The organism is Micromonospora sp. C81 (assembly GCF_018070425.1).
Lineage (GTDB): Bacteria > Actinomycetota > Actinomycetes > Mycobacteriales > Micromonosporaceae > Micromonospora > Micromonospora zamorensis.
In genome coordinates this window covers 71,419-87,786 of the sequence record NZ_JAGPXS010000004.1, presented here as the reverse complement: position 1 = coordinate 87,786, position 16,368 = coordinate 71,419, and the positions used below count along the sequence as shown (strand labels likewise).

Sequence of the window (16,368 nt, the reverse complement as noted above, 5' to 3'; positions counted from 1 at the left end):
GCGAGGATCGCCGGACGGTGCGACCCGGTGGGTCGCCGAGAGGCGGAGGTACGAATGCCCGAGGCGCTGCTCTGGGCGGTGGCGATCCTGCTGGCGGTCGCCGCCGGCTGGGCGTGGAACAGTTGGCGACACCGGGTGGCCAACCGCCGTCCGGGCACCCGGCCGGGTCGGGGCGGCCGCCCCGGCCGACGTTCCACGGCACCGAGGCCACGCGGCGCCGATCGACCGGCCACCAAGCCGCGCTCGCGCGACACCGGACGGCCGGCCGGTGCTCCGGCACCGGGCGACATCTGGTGGGCCGACGTGCCGTACGCCGATGGCACCGGATCGAAGGTACGTCCCTGTCTGGTGCTGCGCGCCGACTCCCGGGGCGCCGACGTCCTGAAGATCACCAGCCAGGACAAGAGCGACCGGGACGACCACGTGCGGATCCCCACCCGCGACTGGGACCCCGGCGCGGAGCACGACAGCTACCTGAGCCTGACCGAGCCGATCCGACTCAACTCGGCGGCCTTCGAGGACCACGCCGGGCGCTGCGACGCCGACCTGTGGAAGAAGGTCCGCAGCCTGCGTCACCTGCCCACCCCCTGACCAGCCGCTGCGTCGTCGCTGCCTGGTCGCACTGGCCACGAGAGTGATCGACTCGGGTTTCTGAAAAGCGCGGCGTCCGAGACCGTGGGACACCCCGACTTCCAGGAACCCGAGTGGATCATGCCCGAAGGGCAGGGGCGGAGCAGAGGCGGTTCAGTCCCAGGCTTCGGCGAGGGTGGCGAGTTGGTCCGCGTACTCGATGCGGTCGGCCCACCCGCTCGGCCAGGCGCTCATCCCGGCGGCCGCGCCCACGAACGCGCCGGCCAGGGCGGCGATCGAGTCGGAGTCGCCGGCGGTGGTCGCGCCCCGGGCCAGTGCCGCGACCGGGTCGTCGGCGTGCCGTACGGCGCAGAGCAACGCGGTGGCCAGGGCCTCCTCGGCGACCCAGCCCTCCCCCGTGGCCCGGCATGGGTCACCGCCGTCGTCCGGCTGGCCCAGGGCGTTGGTCAGTCGGCCCAGCACCGCCAGGCACTCGTCCCAACCGTGGGCGATGAACTCCTGCGGGGAACGCGAGTCGGCGCGCTGCCAGAGGTCACCCAGCCACCGCTCCCGGTAGACCAGGCGTTGGGCGAGTGCCCGCTCGGTGAGCAGCGCGGGCAGCTCGGGCAGCGTGGCGCCCGCGCGCAGCGCGAAGACCGCGTACGCGGTCAGCTCGCTGGCGGCCAGCCCGGTCGGGTGGCCGTGCGTCATCCCGGCCTGTAGCTGGGCCAGGCCGGCGAGCGTGTCCAGGTCGACGTCGAGCAGCCCGACCGGGGTGACCCGCATGTTGGCGCCGCACCCCTTCGACCCGATGACGGTGGCGTCCTGCCAGCGCACCCTCCGGGTCAGCTCGGCGCAGGCGCGCAGGCAGGTCATGCCCGGGGCGCGGTTGTTGTCCGGGCTGACCGCCCAGGCCAGGAAACGCTGCCGCAGCAGTGGCTCCACCGCCTCCGGGGTGAGTGAGGGCGCCTCGTGCAGCGCCCAACCCACCGCGAGGGCCATCTGGGTGTCGTCGGTGACCAGTGCCGGCTCGCCGGACAGCTCCCGTGGACCGGTCGGACCATAACGGTGCTGGATCTCGGCGACGGTCAGGAACTCGGTCGGCTTGCCGAGCGCGTCACCGTAGGCGAGGCCGAAGAGTGAGCCGGAGGCGCGCAGCGGGGAGGTAGGGATCACGGCGGCCATGATGCCCGGCCGCCGCAACCCCCGTCAGGCTCAGTCCCAGCAGAGGCAGAACGGGTGGCCGGCCGGATCGGCGTAGACCCGGAAGCCCTCGCCCTCACCGGGCAACCGCCGAGCACCGAGCGCGAGTGCGGCCTTCTCCGCACTCTCGATGTCGTCCACCGTCACATCCAGGTGGAACTGCTGAGGACGCTCCGGGTCCGGCCAGGCCGGCGGCCGTAGGTTGAGTGCCTGCTGGAAGGCGAGACGCGGCTGGTGACCGGGCGGCCCGCCCAGCACCACCCAGTCGTCGTCCGTGTCACCCTCGGCGAAAGGCACGCCGAGCAGCTCGGAGTAGAACGTCGCCAACGCCCGCGGGTCCGGGCAGTCGATCACCACTGAACGCAGCTGTCCAATCATGACCGTCATCCTGCCCACCGGGTACGACAGGAAACCTCAGTCTTCGGCGAGCCGCCGACCGGCCTCCCGACAGGCCGCGAGCACCGCGCGCGCGTACTCCGGGGTGGCGTCGGCGAGACCGCAGGCCGGGGTGATCACCACCTGCTCGGCCAGCTGCCGACGAGGGAAGCCGAGGCGGTCCCAGACCTGGCGTACGCGATCGGCGATCTGCGCGGAGGTCGGCGTGCCACCGGCCGACGGCGGCCGGGTCGGTGCGGCCCCGGCCAGCAACCCGAGGCCGGCGTCGATCGCCTCGCCCAGCGGGTCCAGTTTGGTGACCAGGTCGAGGTCGAGGGCGACCGCGACGGCGCCGGTGGAGCGGATCAGCTCCAGCGGCACGTCCGGGGCGCAGCAGTGCACCAGCGTCGGCACCCCGACCGCCTCGACGACAGTGCGCAGCAGAGCGGCAGCGTCCACCGGGTCGACCGCCCGGTACGCGCCAAGCCCACTCTCGGTCGGCACCCGCCCGGCCAGCACGGTCGGCAGCGACGGTTCGTCCAGCTGGAGCAGCACCGATGCCTGGGGCAGCCGTCGGGCCACCGCCGCGACGTGCGCGCGCAGCCCTTCGGCGAGGGAGCCGGTCAGATCGCGGACCGCGCCGGGGTCGCGCAGCAGACGGCCACCGATCGGCAGCTCCAGCGAGGCGGCCAGGGTGAGCGGACCGGCGGCCTGCACCTTGATCGGCCCGGCGTACTCCTCGGCCTGCTCGGCGAGCTGGTCCAGGTCGCGTTCCATCAGGTCACGGGCCCGGCGCAGGTCGCGGCCCGAACGTGGGGCGACCCGCCACCGCCCGGCGTAGACCTCGACGGGCAGCTCGACGAGCAGCCCGGCGGACCGGCCGATCATGTCCGCGCCGGGACCACGGGCCGGCAACTCGGGCAGGTGGGGCAGCTCGGGAAGCTCACCGAGGATCACCCGTTGTGCCTCGCCGATGTCGGTGCCGGGCAGCGAACCAATTCCGGTTGCCGCGCCGGCCGGCCAGGGCCACGCCTGATCTGTCACGGCCGAAGGCTATCCCGCGAACACCCAGGCCGTGCGGTCAGCCGGTGATGGTCGCGGAGCCGAGGACCACGTCGCCGGCCGGGTCCGCCCGGTACGCGACAACGGCCTGACCGGCGGCGACGCCGCGTACCGGCTGGCGCAGCTCGGCGTGCATCGTGTCGCCGTCGAGGGCGACGGTCGCCGGCACGACGCTGCCGTGGGCGCGTAGCTGCACCTCGCACTCCACCGGGGCGTCCGGGCGTGCACCGCCGGTCCAGACCGGACGGATGGCGCGGACCTCGGACACCTCCAGCGCCTCGGCGGGGCCGACGGTCACCGTGTTGGTCTTCGGGGTGATGGAGAGCACGTAGCGCGGTCGGCCGTCCGGGGCGGGCCGGTCCAGGTGCAGGCCGCGCCGCTGCCCCACCGTGTACGCGTACGCGCCGCTGTGACTGCCGACCACCGCGCCGGTGTTCGCGTCCACCACGTCGCCGGGCGCCTCGCCGAGCCGGCCGGCCAGGAAGCCGCGGGTGTCACCGTCGGCGATGAAGCAGATGTCGTGCGAATCCGGCTTGTCGGCCACCGCCAGGCCACGCTCGGCGGCCTCCGCGCGGACCTGCGCCTTGGTCGAGTCGCCCAGCGGGAAGATCGACCGGTCCAGCTGCTCGCGGGTGAGCACGGCCAGCACGTACGACTGGTCCTTGGCGATGTCGACGCTGCGCCGCAGCAGCCCGTCCGGGCCGAGCCGGGCGTGGTGACCTGTGACCACCGCGTCGAAGCCCAGGGCCACCGCCCGGTCCAGCACCGCCGTGAACTTGATCTTCTCGTTGCAACGCAGGCAGGGGTTCGGCGTGCGACCGGCGGCGTACTCGGCGACGAAGTCGTCCACCACGTCCTCGTGGAAGCGGTCGGCCATGTCCCACACGTAGAAGGGGATGCCGATCACGTCGGCGGCCCGCCGCGCGTCCCGGGAATCCTCCAGGGTGCAGCAGCCCCGCGCCCCGGTCCGATAGGTCTGTGGGTTGCGGGCCAGGGCCAGGTGCACGCCGGTCACGTCGTGCCCGGCCGCCACCGCCCGCGCCGCCGCCACGGCCGAGTCAACCCCGCCCGACATAGCCGCCAGAACCCTCACCAGCCCACTCCCTTCCCCGTCCCCACGACAACCCTATCCACCAGCTCGGAAAACCCCCCGGAGCCGGGTCAGCGGGGGGTGCGGAGGGCGGCAGCTCGGCGGGCTCGGTCCACCGCCGCCGGGAGGGCCGCCACCACGGCGTCGATCTCGGCCTGGGTGCTCGTGTGACCCAGGGTGAAGCGCAGCGAGGAGCGGGCGCGGTCGTCGTCGGCACCCATCGCCAGCAGCACGTGCGACGGCTGGGCCACCCCGGCCGAGCAGGCCGACCCCGTCGAGCAGGCGATCCCCTGCGCGTCGAGCAGGAGCAGCAGGGCGTCACCCTCGGAGCCCGGGAAGGAGAAGTGCGCGTTGCCGGGCAGCCGGTCGGTCGGGTCACCGTTGTAGATCACCTCGGGCACCGCCCGACGGACCCGTTCGATCAGGTCGTCCCGGAGCGCGGCCACCCGGGCCGCGTACTCCTGTTGGCCCTTCACCGCCGACTCGACGGCGACCGCGAAGGCGACGATGCCGGCGGTGTCCAGGGTGCCGGAGCGTACGTCGCGTTCCTGCCCGCCGCCGTGCAGCAGCGGCGTGGCCGCGACGTCCCGGGCGAGCAGCAGCGCACCCACCCCGGTCGGGCCGCCCAGCTTGTGCCCGGTCACGGTCAGCGCGGCGACGCCACTGGCGGCGAAGTCGACGGGCACCTGACCGACCGCCTGGATGGCGTCGGTGTGGAACGGCACACCGTGCTCGGCGGCGACGGCGGCCAGCTCGGCGACGGGCTGAACGGTGCCCACCTCGTTGTTCGCCCACATCGCGGTGACGACGGCCACCCGGTCGGCGTGCGCGGCCAGCTCGGCGCGCAGATCCTCCGGGTCGAGCCGACCGGCGGCGTCCACGGGCAGCCAGCCGATTTCGGCGCCCTCGTGCTGGGCCAGCCAGTCGACCGCGTCCAGCACCGCGTGGTGCTCGACGGCGCTGGAGACCACCCGGCGGCGGTCGGAGCCGGCCCCCCGGCGGGCCCAGAAGATGCCCTTGACCGCGAGGTTGTCACTCTCCGTGCCACCACCGGTGAAGATCACCTCAGACGGCCGGGCGCCGAGGACAGCGGCCACCCGTTCGCGCGACTCTTCGACCCGGCGACGGGCACGGCGACCCGCCGCGTGCAGGGAGGACGCGTTGCCGACCTCGCGGGCGGTAGCGACGTACGCCTCCAGTGCCTCATCGAGCATCGGAGTCGTCGCCGCGTGATCCAGGTAAGCCATCACCGTTCAGCCTACGGCCGACACCTCAGGCGCCGAATGCCGGAGGGGACTCCGCCGACGGCCGGGGTGGGAATCCCCACCCCGGCACGTCGTGGTCCTCGTCAGGCGGGCACCGCGGTGACGACGATGTTGTCGCGGTACTTGCGGGCCTTGGCGTCGAACGGCCCACCGCAGGTGATCAGGGTCAGCCGCGGCTTGCCGTCCCGGGCGAAGTACCGGTCCAACGGGATCTTGGTCTTGGCGTACTCCTCCCGGGCGACGACCCGGTACTGCCGGGCCTCACCGTCGCTGCCGGTCGCGGTCAGGGTGTCGCCCTGGTCCAGTTCCCGCAGCCGGAAGAACGCGCCCTTGCCCTGCTTGGCGCTGTCCACGTGACCGGCGATGACCACCGAGCCGGCGTCCGTTTCCAGGCCGGGGCCGTAGCGGTACCAGCCGATCTGGTCGACGCTCGGCGGCACCTCGAACTCGTTGGTCCGCTCGTTGATGCCGACCGCGTTGACGGTGGCGGTGACGTCGATCCCCGGGATCACCAGCCGGACCGGGGGGACGATCGCCGCGTCGGCCGGCAGCTCACCGACGGTCACCGGGACCGACGGAGCGCTGGTGGCGGTCGCCGGAGTGCTGGCCAGCGTGCTCGCCTCGTCGGCGCCCACGTTCTCGGCCGGTTGGGAGCCGCACGCCACCAGGGTGGAGACGGTGAGCGCGGCAACGCCGGCGGCCAGGGCCGCCAGCGCGCCGCGGTTGCGCACCGTCACTTGCGACCGGTCCGCGCGGTCGCCATCCGCACCCCACCACCGAGCAGCAGGAGTACGCCGGCACCGGTGAGCGCGTACCACCAGGTGTTCACGCCCGTGCCGGCCTGACCACCGTCACCGCTCGGCACGCCGCCGGGGGCGGAGTGCAGACCGGTGATGGTCTGCGCCACCACGTCGAGCGTCTTGCCCTCGGCAGAACCGATCGCGTAGACGATCGTCGCGGTGCCTTCCTTGAGGTTGAGGTCCGCCGGGCCGATGGCCACGGTGTCGGTGCCGGCCAGCACCACGTCCGCCTTCACGTTGCCCGCGTCGACGTCGCCCTTGGCCTCGTTCGGGTTGGTGAGCCCCTTGAAGACCGGGGTGCCACCGGCCCGCACGTCCACCTCGGGGGCGGCGGCGGTGTGCCGGACGATGAGCCGGGCCTTGCCGGCGGCGACCTTCGAGACGTCGTTCACGAACGGCGTGATCTTCGGCTGGCCGGCGGCGTCGAGGTGGGCCGCGATGCTGATGTTCGCCCCGCCCGGAACGGCCGCGTTGTCGACCTTGAGGATCGCGCTGCCGATCGGCTCGCCGGGCTTGGTGAGCGCGATGTCGTAGTCGCCCTCCTCCAGGTTCAGCGGGCCGGCGACGTCGCCGGGCTTGAAGTTGTCCAGCGTCTTCTTGCCGTTGACGTAGACGTCGACCGGGGTGTCCGGGATGCCGTGCACGACGGAGACCTTCGCCGTGGCGGCGTACGCGGGGGTGGCGGTGAGCGCGCCGACGCCGGCGAAGGCCAGCGCGGCGACCGCGCCGCCCGCGGCGACCCGACGGAAGTACGAAAGCTGCATGTCTGCCTCCTGCTGATTACTGCTGATTCGTCAGGCCTTGCTTGCAGAAGGGGTTACGCCGGCTCTCCGACGGGTGGATGCGCTCGGCCGCACTTTTCTTTTTCCGGCCTCGATTGCATCCGGACCGGGCCTGGGACACGAAGAGCAGGTGAGATGACATCGACCGGGAGAGTGGGGCGGAGACTGTGGCAGCTACAGTCGGGTATGCCCCATCGAAGGCGAGCCGCCCGATGACGGCCATACGACAGGAACCGGACCCTCCGGTGGACGACCTTGATCTCCGCTTTCGAGCGGGCGACGACGTGGCCCTCCGCGAGGCGTACGACCGGTACGGTCGCGCCGTGCTCCATCTGGCCACCTCCATGCTGGCCAACCGCAGCGACGCGGAGGACGTGACCCAGGCCACGTTCGTCGCCGCCTGGCTGGGTCGGGACACCTTCGACCCGGCCAAGGGATCGCTGATCGGCTGGCTGCTCGGCATCGGCCGGCGAAAGGTGATCGACCGGATGCGCGCTTCCGCCCGGGAGACCCGGGTGGTGGAGACGGTCCGCCAGCTGCCCGAGCCGGCGCCGACCGGCCCGAACCCGGATCGCGTGGTGGATCGGCTGGTGATCGCCGACGAGCTGGCCCGTCTCCCGGACGACCAGCGACGCATGCTGGAGTTGGCCTTCTACGACGACCTGACACACCAGCAGATAGCCGCGGTGACCGGAGTGCCGTTGGGCACCGTGAAGAGCCACATCCGGCGCGGCATGGCGAGCTTGAAACGCAGATGGGAGGTGGACGGTGCAGCACCTGGACCACGACCGGCTGGTCTTTCTGGCACTCGGTGAGAGCGAGGCGGACAACGCCGAGAGCACCCACCTCGGCACCTGCGCGCTCTGCCGTGCGGAGGTGGCGACCTTTCAGCAGGTGGCCGGGCTCGGCACCGAGACGCAGGGCCTGGCTGACCTACCCGACCCGCCGGAGCACATCTGGCAGGGCATCGCCGCCCAGGTCAGAGTGGCCGAGGCCCAGCAGGCCCAGGCCGAGACCCGTTGGCAGCAGGTCCCTGGGCAGGGCGTCGGCACCCTGACCGGGCAGACCAACGACACGCCGTTCGGACGGGCCACCGGCACGACGGCCACACCATCCACCGGCACGACGGGCGAGCAGGCCACCGGCACGACGGCCCGGCCGACGGTCACCCGGCTGGATTCGGCGCGCCGGTCCCGTCGGGGCTCTGGCTGGTCACGCTGGGCGGCCACGGCGGTGACCGCGGCAGCCGCCGCGGCGGTCGGTGTGCTGGGCACGGTCTCCGTGCTGCGGCCGGACGACCCGACACCCGCTCCGACGCAGGTGGTGGTGGCGAGCGCGCCGCTGGCGGCGTACGGATCGACGCCACCGGCGGCCAAGGGCGACGCCCGGGTTCTGCGGGACGGCCAACTGCATCTGCATGTGGCGAATCTCCCGCGCGTCCCGGGGTACTACGAGGTCTGGCTCATCAATCCGGCGACGATGGAGATGTTCTCTGTGGGCACCCTGGGTGGCGGTTCGGACGCGCTGCTGCCCCTGCCCCCGAATGTCGACATCACGAGCTATTCGGTGGTCGACGTCTCCGCCGAGCAGTACGACAACAACACCCGCCACTCCGGCGACAGCCTGCTGAGGGGCACCCTGACGGGCTGATCGGTGGGCCGGCTCAGCTCCCCGGCCCGCCGATCAGCTCCCACCGACGAGAAAGTGGCCGCCCCCATCGGGGGCGGCCACCGTCTCATTGCCGTGTCACTTGCGCTTGCGGATCTCCTCGGCGGCCTGCGGGACGATCTTGAACAGGTCGCCGACCACACCGAAGTCGGCCAGCTCGAAGATCGGCGCCTCGCCGTCCTTGTTGACCGCGACGATGGTCTTCGAGGTCTGCATGCCGGCCCGGTGCTGGATGGCACCGGAGATGCCGAGCGCGACGTAGAGCTGCGGGGAGACCGTCTTGCCGGTCTGGCCCACCTGGAACTGGTGTGGGTAGAAGCCGGAGTCGACGGCCGCGCGGGACGCGCCGACGGCGCCGCCGAGCAGGTCGGCCAGCTCCTCGACCAGCTTGAAGTTGTCGGCGTTGCCGACACCGCGACCGCCGGAGACGACCACGCCGGCCTCGGTCAGCTCGGGGCGGGAGCCCTTCTGCTCGGCGACCCGCTCGACGACCTTGGCCAGCTTGTCGGTGTCGGTGACCGACACGGTGAGCTGCTCGATCGCCGGGGTGGCGGCGGCCGGGCTCGGGGTGACCGAGTTGGGTCGCACGGTGACCAGCGGCAGGCCCTTGGTGACCTTGGCCTTGACGATGGTGGAGCCGGCGAAGGCGACCTGGGTCGCGGTGCCGTCGGCGTCCAGGCCGACCACGTCGGTCAGGATGCCGTTGTCCAGCTTGACGGCGAGGCGGGCGGCGATCTCCTTGCCCTCCTGGGCCGAGGCCAGCAGCACGGCTGCCGGCTGCACCCGCTTGACCAGTTCGGCCAGCACGGTGGCCTTGGGGGCCACCAGGTAGCCGTCGATCTCGTCACCCTCGGCGGCGTAGATCTTCTCCGCGCCGTACTCGCCCAGCTTGCCGCTCAGCGCCTCGGCGGCGCCGGCGCCACCGAGCACCACCGCGCTCGGGGTGCCCAGCTCACGCGCGAGAGTGAGCATTTCCAGGGTGACCTTCTTGACGCCGAATTCCTTGGTGGCTTCGACGACGACGAGAACCTCAGACATGTCAGAACCCCCCTCTCACACGAACTTCTCGGTGGCGAGGAACTCGACCAGCTTGACGCCGCCCTCGCCCTCATCGGTGATCTTGGCGCCGCCGGAGCGCGGCGGGCGCTTGGTGTGCTCGACGACGGCACTGGTGGCGCCGTCGAAGCCCACCTCGGCGGGAGCGACACCGAGCTCGGCCAGCGAGAGCGTCTGCACCGGCTTCTTCTTCGCGGCCATGATGCCCTTGAAGGAGGGGTAGCGCGGCTCGTTGATCGTGTCCCAGACGGAGACCACGGCCGGGGTGGAGGCGGTGACGACCTCGTAGCCCTCCTCGGTCTGCCGCTCGACGGTCAGCGTCGCGCCGTCGACGGTGAGCTTGCGGGCGCCGGTGAGCGCCGCGACGCCCAGCCGCTCGGCGATCATGTGCGGCATGACCTGGACCCGACCGTCGGTGGACTCCGCGCCGCAGATGACCAGGTCCGCATTCAGCTGACCAAGGGCCGCGGCGAGCACCTTCGAGGTGGCGATGGCACAGGAGCCGTGCAGGGCGTCGTCCAGCACGTGGACGGCCTTGTCCGGGCCCATGGAGAGCGCCTTGCGGATCGACTCGGTCGCCCGGTCCGGACCCATGGTCAGGATGGTGACCTCGCCGCCGTGCGCTTCCTTGATCTTCAGCGCCTCCTCGATGGCGTACTCGTCCATCTCATTGATCACGTTGTTCGCCGAACCGCGGTCGACGGTGTTGTCGTCACTGCGCAGGTTGCGGTCCGCGCCCGAATCAGGCACCTGCTTGACGAGTACGACGATATTCATCGCGCTTCGACGACCCTCCTGTGTGGTGTTGCTATTTGCTCGCCCGGTCTGGGGCGCAGCGTCGCGCGTCGGTCGACGCCAGGTCAACCGGGGGCTGCTGTGCAGTTGCCCACGGCGCAATGTTACCTGCCAGTAGGTTGCGCTCCCGAGGCACCGAGAGTGACACAGCTCACCGACGCGCGGTCGTTCAGGTCGGCTCGGAGAGCGCCACCCGGATCTGGTCGATGGCCGCAGCCTCGGAGGCTGCGATCCCGTCGTGCGCCCGGGCCACCCGGTCCGCAGCGGTCAACACCACCGAGCGGTACGCCTCGACGTCCGACGGTGACTTGTCGCGCAGGATCAGCACCGCCTGCCGCAACGCCGGCAGCACCACCGACTCGATCTCCAACTGTGAGTCCCGGGGAAGCCACGGCAGCGGACCGGTGGTCAGCGCCTCCTTGACCGCCCCGCTGGCGTCGGCGAGCGCGCCGGACGCGGCGATGCTCTCCCGGATCACCCCCAGCACCCCGGGATCGGCGTTGGAGACCAGGAAGACGGCGCCGAAGGCACCGGTCTTGATGGTCAACCGCTCCTCGTCCGTCAACCGCTGCCCCATGATCACGGAGTGTAGACGTACGGGGTGGTGGTGGTGACCGCGACGAGGCCGAGCCGCTGCAGGATGGGCCGGCTGTCCTCGGAACAGTCGACCTGCATCAGCGTCCGGTCCCGCTGGTCGGCCAGCCGCGCGCGATAGGTGACCAGCGCCCGGTAGATGCCCTTGCGACGCCACTGCGGGAGGGTGGACCCACCCCAGAGGGTGGCGAAGCCGGTGTTCGCCGGGAAGCGCACCCAGCCGGCGCTCACCACCGTGTCGTCCGCCTCGGCCACCACCACGGTGATCGAGTGCGGGTCGGCGTCGATCTCCTTCGCCAGCCCCCAGACCAGGTGCGAGCGGTCCTCCTGCCAGACCTCCTCCTCCATGGCGGCGATCCGCTCCAGGTCGGCGCGGGAGGTCACCTCACGCAGGCGTACCCCCTCGGGGATGACCGGCAGCGCGGCGGCCAGCGGCGCGACCGGCCCGACCACGACGGTCTCCCGGTCCTCCGCGACGAAGCCGGCGGCGCGCAGACGGTCCGCCAGGTCCGCCGGTTCGTCGTGCTCGTTGAGCTTCCACTCGGCCGACTCGCCCCGCTCACGGCACAACCGCACCTGCCGGGCGATCAGCTCGTCCAGCGCGTTGCCGGTCAACCCGCCCAGATCGCGGTAGGTGATGAACCCACCGGCGTCGAGCCCGGTGATCCGGACCAGCGGCCCGTCCCGCTCCACCGTCACCCCGGCCGGAACCGGGTCGGGGATCTCCGGGCGGAGCTGGTTGTCGTAGGCGGTACGCAGCGTCAGGATGTCGAGATCAGTCACCGGCCCAGGCTAAGCGGAATGGGAAGCGGATAATCGGCTCCGTGTGGGAGGCGATCAGGCGATGGTTCGACCCGGCGGAGCTGCGCTCGGTCGGTGAACCGCCGGACTACCGGTTCTCCCTGGCCAACGAACGGACGTTCCTCGCCTGGCTGCGCACCGGGCTGGCGCTGGTCGGCGGCGGGTTGGCCACCGCGCAGTTCCTGCCGCCCCTGCCGATGGGCCACCTGCGGGAGGTGATCGCGGTGGCGCTGCTGCTGCTCGGCGGCGCGGTCGCGATCCGCGCCGTGGACCACTGGGCGCGTACCGAACGGGCCATCCGGCTCGGTGAGGAGTTGCCCGCGTCCCGGTTTCCCGCCATCCTCGCCCTCGCCGTCGGCGCCGGGGCGGTGCTGCTGGTGGTCGCCGTCCTGGCACGGGCGATCGGCGGGCCGTGAGCACCGGCCGCGACCCGGGGCTGCAAGCGGAGCGGACCCGGCTGGCCTGGCGGCGCACCCTGCTCACGGTGACCGTGGTCACCGCACTGGCGGTCCGGCTGGCGTCGGCCGGAGGCCCGGCCGGGGCACTGGTCGCCGGCGTCATCGTCCTGCTGTGGGGCGCTCTGCTGGTGCTCTGCTGGCCCCGGGGCACCGGCACCGGTTCGGCCCGCACCGGCGGCCGGACACTGCCCCTGGTCGCGCTCGGCACCGTAGGGCTCGCACTACTGGGAGTGCTGCTGGTTCTTCGCGGACTAGGGTGACGCGATCCGGTGAGTCATCATGGGTGCATGGCCCGGCTTGGCGTACTCCTCTTCCTGGTGCAGATTGTCCTCGCCGTCTGCGCGCTGATCAGTTGTCTCTCCGCCGAGGAGGGCAAGATCCGTGCCCTTCCCCGGATCGCCTGGGTGCTGATCATCCTGTTCTTCCCGCTCGTCGGCTCGATCGCCTGGTTCATCGTCGGCCGGGAGCCCAGCTCCGGCGCCAGCAGGGGCTGGCCCGGTGGCAGCTCGTCCCCCGAGCGGCAGCGCCCCCGGCCGGTCGCGCCGGACGACGACCCGGAGTTCCTGCGCTCCGTGCAGGACCGGGCCAAGCAGCAGGACCAGGAGCTCTTCCGCCGCTGGGAGGAGGACCTGCGCCGACGCGAGGACGACCTGCGCCGACGCGACGGTGACCCGCCCCGCGAGGGTGACCGACCCGAGGTGTGAGCGCGCCGCCGCCGCCCCTGGCGGGGCGACGGCGGCGCCGGGTGCGACTCAGGCCAGGTTCGACGACCGGGGGTACGCGTCGGTCGGGTCGGTGAGCACGTTCACCAGGTACGGCACTCCAGCGTCGAACGCCCGCTTCAGGGCCGGGCCCAGGTCGGCCGCCTTGGCGACCGTCTCCCCCGCGCCGCCGAGCGCGCTGACCACCGTGTCGTACCGCAGCTCCGGCTGGAGGTCGGCGGCCACGTCGTAGCCGTACATGGCCCGCATCGGGTGCTTCTCCAGCCCCCAGATGCCGTTGTTGCCGACGACGATCACCACAGGCAGCTTCTGACGGACCAGCGACTCGACATCCATCAGCGAGAAGCCGGCCGCGCCGTCGCCCATCAGCACACAGATCTGCCGGTCCGGGTGACTGACCCGGGCACCCATCGCGTAGCCCATGCCGGTGCCCAGGCAGCCGTACGGGCCCGGGTCCAACCAGGTGCCGGGCTGGGCCGGCTCCAGGTAACGCCCGGCGTACGACACGAAGTCACCGCCGTCGCCGATGGTGATCGCGTCGGGGGCCAGCACGCGCCGCAGCTCGCCGTAGATCCGGGCGGGGCGGATCGGGTCGGTCTCGGCGGCCATCTCCGCGGCGTCCCGCGCCTTCGCCGCGTCCTCGGCGACCCGCAGGTCGCCGATCCAGTCGGAGTGGTCGGTCCGGTCGCCGGCGTGGTCGGCCAGAGCGGAGAGAATCAGACGCAGGTCGCCGGCGGGGGCGACGGCCGGCTGCACGTGCGTCGCCCGCTGGCTCGGCGCGTCCACGATGTGCACCACCTTGGCCTCGCCGAAGTCACCGAAGCTGAGCCGGAAGTCCAGCGGGGTGCCCACCACCACGACCACGTCGGCGCCGGAGAGCGCGGCCCGGCGGGCCTTGGCGAACGCGAGCGGGTGCTCCGGCGGGAGCGAACCCCGCCCCATGCCGTTGGTGAAGACCGGCACCTGCAGTGCCTCGGCCGCCTCGCGCAGTGCGGCGACCGCGTCGCCCGCGTACACGTCGGAGCCGGCGATGATGACCGGTCGCTGCGCCGCGGCGATGAGCATCGCGGCGCGGCCGACCTCCTCCGGGTCCGGTACGACCGGGTCGACGCCCGTCACGGCGGGCATCTCGACCTCCGCGACCGAGAAGACCGTCTCCAGCGGAAAGTCGAGGAAGGCCGGGCCGCGGTGCGGGGTGAGCGCGGCGTGCAGCGCCGCACCCACCGCGCGCGGAATGTCGTCGGTGCTGAAAACCGTCTCGGCGTGCTTGGTGACCGGGGCGACCAGCGGCAGGTGGTCCATCTCCTGGAGGCTGCCGGAGCCCCAGCGGAACGCGGGCGCGCGGCCACCGAGCACCAGCACCGGGGAGGCGTTGAAGAAGGCGCTGGTCATGCCGGAGATGCCGTTGGTGACACCGGGCCCGGCGGTGAGCACGGCGAGACCGGGCCGGCGCTGCAGCTTGGCCACCGCCTCGGCGGCGAAGACCGCGGACTGCTCGTGCCTGACGTCGTAGATCGGGAAGTCGGTCTTGTGCGCGGCGTCGTAGAGCGGGAAGACGTGCCCGCCGGAGAGTGTGAACATCTCCCGTACGCCGTGCGCGCGTAGTGCCGCGAGCGCCAACTCGCCGCCGTGACCCTCGATCCGCTCCGTCATCGCCGCTCCTTCTCGTCGCTCATGACCGAAGCCACACGCTACTGGCCGGTAGGCACAATGTGAACAATTCTCGGCTCGCGGTCGGGGCTGGCGGCACGAACCGCCAGCCCCACCCGGTCAGCGGCCGGTGAAGTCCGGCTTGCGCTTCTCGACGAAGGCCGCCATGCCCTCACGCCGGTCGTCGGTCGCGAACAGCGCCGCGAAGAGCTGACTCTCCCAGGCCAGACCCGAGTTCAGGTCCATGTCCAGGCCGCCGTCGACCGCCAGCTTCGCCGCGCGCAGCGCCTGCACGGGACCCGTCAGGTACGGGGTGATCAGCGCGACGGCCGTGTCGTACACCTCGGCGGCCGGGGCGACCCGGTCGGCCAGACCGATCCGCAGCGCCTCCTGCGCGTCCACCATCCGGCCGGACATGATCAGGTCCTTGGCGCGGGCCGGGCCGACCAGGCGGGCCAGCCGCTGCGTGCCGCCGGCACCGGGGATGATGCCCAGCTTGATCTCCGGCTGGCCGAGCTTGGCGTCTTCGGCGACGACCCGCCAGTCGCAGGCCAACGCCAGCTCGCAGCCGCCACCGAGGGCGTACCCGGTGATCGCGGCGACCACCGGCTTGGGGATCCGGGCGATCGCACCGAGCGCACTGGACAGATTCGCCGCACGGTCGGCCATGTCGACATAGGACATCTCGGCCATCTGCTTGATGTCCGCGCCGGCGGCGAAGACCTTCTCCCCGCCGTACACGATGACGGCGCGGACCTCAGGATCGGCGGTGGCCGCCGCGGCGGCGGCGCGCAACTCCTCCTGCACCTGGGTGTTGAGCGCGTTCATCGGCGGCCGCTCCAACCGGATCGTGCCGATGCCGTCCTTGGTCTCCAGCCGAACGAACTCGCCCACGCTGCCCTCACTTCCTCGTCGAAGTCGCGTGCCAACCTTACGACCCGGCTCGTTTGGGTAAGTAGTGTGGTGTCAGCCCCGTGGGCGGGAGTCCAGCCATGACGACGTACTACGACGACAGGTCGGTGCAGGTCACCTCCACCACCGTCCGCGTCGACGGCCGCGCCTACGCGCTCGCCGACATCACCATGATCTGGCACCGCCGGGGCACCCGCTCGTGGCGCGTGCTCGTCGGACGGGGCGCGATCGGTGCCGCACTCGCCGGTCCGCTGGTCGCGGCGGTGCTCGGCATCGGCGTGGCCGTCTGGCTGCACCGCTCACCGACAGTGACGATCGCGATCGTCGGCGCGTCGGTGCTGGTCGGGTTGGCCGTCGGGCCGGTCGCCGACTTCCTCTTCGAACACCTGGACCGCTCATACTCCCGGGGCAGCCGCCAACTGGAGATCTGGGCCCGCTGGCGCGGTCAGCCGGTGCGGCTGCTGCGCACCGGCGACGCGCTGCGCTTCGGGCAGATCTACCGGGCGGTGCAGCGCGCGGTCGAGCACAGCCAACCGGGGCGCCCCGTCACCCGCCGCTAGCGGCC

Annotated in this window: 20 protein-coding genes; 7 read left to right on the top strand and 13 right to left on the bottom strand. The window is 72.2% G+C overall.

Annotation, left to right across the window (positions count from 1 at the left end):
* Positions 1–27 precede the first annotated feature (27 nt).
* Positions 28–591, top strand: a complete 564-nt coding sequence (locus tag KBX46_RS09210; protein WP_231927239.1) for a type II toxin-antitoxin system PemK/MazF family toxin — start codon at positions 28–30, stop codon at positions 589–591.
* A gap of 153 nt (positions 592–744) precedes the next feature.
* Here the strand turns inward: KBX46_RS09210 and KBX46_RS09205 are convergent, their stop codons facing one another.
* The 7 genes from KBX46_RS09205 to KBX46_RS09175 all read right to left on the bottom strand — a co-directional run bounded on the left by KBX46_RS09205 (position 745) and on the right by KBX46_RS09175 (position 7,129).
* Positions 745–1,755 carry an ADP-ribosylglycohydrolase family protein gene (locus tag KBX46_RS09205; protein ID WP_210792112.1) on the bottom strand — a complete coding sequence of 337 codons (1,011 nt, stop codon included), beginning with the start codon at positions 1,753–1,755 and terminating at the stop codon, positions 745–747.
* A 30-nt stretch (positions 1,756–1,785) separates the two neighbouring features.
* Positions 1,786–2,151: a VOC family protein gene (locus tag KBX46_RS09200; protein ID WP_210792111.1), complete on the bottom strand. Its 366-nt coding sequence runs from the start codon at positions 2,149–2,151 to the stop codon at positions 1,786–1,788.
* Positions 2,152–2,187: 36 nt separating this feature from the next.
* Complete coding sequence (locus KBX46_RS09195; protein WP_210792110.1) at positions 2,188–3,192, bottom strand: methionine synthase; 1,005 nt, start codon at positions 3,190–3,192, stop codon at positions 2,188–2,190.
* Between the two features lie 37 nt (positions 3,193–3,229).
* Positions 3,230–4,303, bottom strand: coding sequence for a tRNA 2-thiouridine(34) synthase MnmA (mnmA, locus tag KBX46_RS09190; protein ID WP_210792109.1), 1,074 nt, complete (start codon positions 4,301–4,303; stop codon positions 3,230–3,232).
* Between the two features lie 68 nt (positions 4,304–4,371).
* Positions 4,372–5,547, bottom strand: a complete 1,176-nt coding sequence (locus KBX46_RS09185; RefSeq protein WP_210792108.1) for a cysteine desulfurase family protein — start codon at positions 5,545–5,547, stop codon at positions 4,372–4,374.
* Positions 5,548–5,648: 101 nt separating this feature from the next.
* Positions 5,649–6,302 (bottom strand): class F sortase, encoded by a 654-nt coding sequence (locus tag KBX46_RS09180; RefSeq protein ID WP_088946523.1) that lies wholly within the window; start codon positions 6,300–6,302, stop codon positions 5,649–5,651.
* The gene (locus tag KBX46_RS09175; protein WP_088946522.1) at positions 6,299–7,129 is read right to left on the bottom strand and encodes a DUF4397 domain-containing protein; all 831 of its coding nucleotides are present in this window, start codon (positions 7,127–7,129) and stop codon (positions 6,299–6,301) included. The genes KBX46_RS09180 and KBX46_RS09175 overlap by 4 nt, the downstream gene beginning before the upstream one ends.
* Positions 7,130–7,359: 230 nt before the next feature.
* Between KBX46_RS09175 and KBX46_RS09170 the strand changes: the two genes are divergently transcribed.
* Together KBX46_RS09170 and KBX46_RS09165 are read left to right on the top strand one after the other, a co-directional pair.
* The gene (locus KBX46_RS09170) at positions 7,360–7,962 is read left to right on the top strand and encodes an RNA polymerase sigma factor (RefSeq protein ID WP_210792107.1); all 603 of its coding nucleotides are present in this window, start codon (positions 7,360–7,362) and stop codon (positions 7,960–7,962) included.
* Entirely contained in the window at positions 7,916–8,797 is an 882-nt protein-coding gene (locus KBX46_RS09165; protein ID WP_210792106.1) for an anti-sigma factor, read from the top strand. Before KBX46_RS09170 ends, KBX46_RS09165 begins: the two co-directional genes overlap by 47 nt.
* Positions 8,798–8,893: 96 nt before the next feature.
* Here KBX46_RS09165 and KBX46_RS09160 read toward each other — a convergent pair whose 3' ends face one another.
* The 4 genes from KBX46_RS09160 to KBX46_RS09145 form a co-directional block, all read right to left on the bottom strand.
* Positions 8,894–9,853, bottom strand: a complete 960-nt coding sequence (locus KBX46_RS09160) for an electron transfer flavoprotein subunit alpha/FixB family protein (RefSeq protein WP_088946519.1) — start codon at positions 9,851–9,853, stop codon at positions 8,894–8,896.
* Positions 9,854–9,868: 15 nt separating this feature from the next.
* Positions 9,869–10,648 (bottom strand): electron transfer flavoprotein subunit beta/FixA family protein, encoded by a 780-nt coding sequence (locus tag KBX46_RS09155; protein WP_088946518.1) that lies wholly within the window; start codon positions 10,646–10,648, stop codon positions 9,869–9,871.
* Positions 10,649–10,835: 187 nt separating this feature from the next.
* Positions 10,836–11,243: a hypothetical protein gene (locus KBX46_RS09150; protein ID WP_210792105.1), complete on the bottom strand. Its 408-nt coding sequence runs from the start codon at positions 11,241–11,243 to the stop codon at positions 10,836–10,838.
* Between the two features lie 2 nt (positions 11,244–11,245).
* Positions 11,246–12,043 (bottom strand): GNAT family N-acetyltransferase, encoded by a 798-nt coding sequence (locus KBX46_RS09145; RefSeq protein ID WP_210792104.1) that lies wholly within the window; start codon positions 12,041–12,043, stop codon positions 11,246–11,248.
* A 41-nt stretch (positions 12,044–12,084) separates the two neighbouring features.
* Between KBX46_RS09145 and KBX46_RS09140 the strand changes: the two genes are divergently transcribed.
* The 3 genes from KBX46_RS09140 to KBX46_RS09130 are packed head-to-tail and all read left to right on the top strand — an operon-like array spanning position 12,085 to position 13,223.
* Positions 12,085–12,477 carry a YidH family protein gene (locus KBX46_RS09140; protein ID WP_210792103.1) on the top strand — a complete coding sequence of 131 codons (393 nt, stop codon included), beginning with the start codon at positions 12,085–12,087 and terminating at the stop codon, positions 12,475–12,477.
* Positions 12,474–12,779, top strand: a complete 306-nt coding sequence (locus tag KBX46_RS09135) for a DUF202 domain-containing protein (protein ID WP_210792102.1) — start codon at positions 12,474–12,476, stop codon at positions 12,777–12,779. Before KBX46_RS09140 ends, KBX46_RS09135 begins: the two co-directional genes overlap by 4 nt.
* Positions 12,780–12,806: 27 nt before the next feature.
* Complete coding sequence (locus tag KBX46_RS09130) at positions 12,807–13,223, top strand: PLD nuclease N-terminal domain-containing protein (RefSeq protein ID WP_210792101.1); 417 nt, start codon at positions 12,807–12,809, stop codon at positions 13,221–13,223.
* A 48-nt stretch (positions 13,224–13,271) separates the two neighbouring features.
* Here the strand turns inward: KBX46_RS09130 and KBX46_RS09125 are convergent, their stop codons facing one another.
* Together KBX46_RS09125 and KBX46_RS09120 are read right to left on the bottom strand one after the other, a co-directional pair.
* Positions 13,272–14,894 carry an acetolactate synthase gene (locus tag KBX46_RS09125; RefSeq protein ID WP_210792100.1) on the bottom strand — a complete coding sequence of 541 codons (1,623 nt, stop codon included), beginning with the start codon at positions 14,892–14,894 and terminating at the stop codon, positions 13,272–13,274.
* 117 nt (positions 14,895–15,011) lie between these two features.
* Positions 15,012–15,785, bottom strand: coding sequence for an enoyl-CoA hydratase/isomerase family protein (locus tag KBX46_RS09120; RefSeq protein WP_088946512.1), 774 nt, complete (start codon positions 15,783–15,785; stop codon positions 15,012–15,014).
* Between the two features lie 98 nt (positions 15,786–15,883).
* Between KBX46_RS09120 and KBX46_RS09115 the strand changes: the two genes are divergently transcribed.
* Positions 15,884–16,363: a DUF6232 family protein gene (locus tag KBX46_RS09115; RefSeq protein WP_088946511.1), complete on the top strand. Its 480-nt coding sequence runs from the start codon at positions 15,884–15,886 to the stop codon at positions 16,361–16,363.
* Positions 16,364–16,368 lie beyond the last annotated feature (5 nt).

What these genes read in the sequence shown, in the direction of transcription:
- KBX46_RS09125 (WP_210792100.1), bottom strand. Translation starts at nt 14,894, where the DNA reads ATGACGGAGCGGATCGAGGGTCACGGCGGCGAGTTGGCGCTCGCGGCA.
- KBX46_RS09170 (WP_210792107.1), top strand. Translation starts at nt 7,360, where the DNA reads ATGACGGCCATACGACAGGAACCGGACCCTCCGGTGGACGACCTTGAT.
- KBX46_RS09200 (WP_210792111.1), bottom strand. Translation starts at nt 2,151, where the DNA reads ATGATTGGACAGCTGCGTTCAGTGGTGATCGACTGCCCGGACCCGCGG.
- KBX46_RS09115 (WP_088946511.1), top strand. Translation starts at nt 15,884, where the DNA reads ATGACGACGTACTACGACGACAGGTCGGTGCAGGTCACCTCCACCACC.
- KBX46_RS09175 (WP_088946522.1), bottom strand. Translation starts at nt 7,129, where the DNA reads ATGCAGCTTTCGTACTTCCGTCGGGTCGCCGCGGGCGGCGCGGTCGCC.
- KBX46_RS09155 (WP_088946518.1), bottom strand. Translation starts at nt 10,648, where the DNA reads ATGAATATCGTCGTACTCGTCAAGCAGGTGCCTGATTCGGGCGCGGAC.
- KBX46_RS09130 (WP_210792101.1), top strand. Translation starts at nt 12,807, where the DNA reads ATGGCCCGGCTTGGCGTACTCCTCTTCCTGGTGCAGATTGTCCTCGCC.
- KBX46_RS09160 (WP_088946519.1), bottom strand. Translation starts at nt 9,853, where the DNA reads ATGTCTGAGGTTCTCGTCGTCGTCGAAGCCACCAAGGAATTCGGCGTC.
- KBX46_RS09150 (WP_210792105.1), bottom strand. Translation starts at nt 11,243, where the DNA reads ATGGGGCAGCGGTTGACGGACGAGGAGCGGTTGACCATCAAGACCGGT.
- KBX46_RS09205 (WP_210792112.1), bottom strand. Translation starts at nt 1,755, where the DNA reads ATGGCCGCCGTGATCCCTACCTCCCCGCTGCGCGCCTCCGGCTCACTC.
- KBX46_RS09185 (WP_210792108.1), bottom strand. Translation starts at nt 5,547, where the DNA reads ATGGCTTACCTGGATCACGCGGCGACGACTCCGATGCTCGATGAGGCA.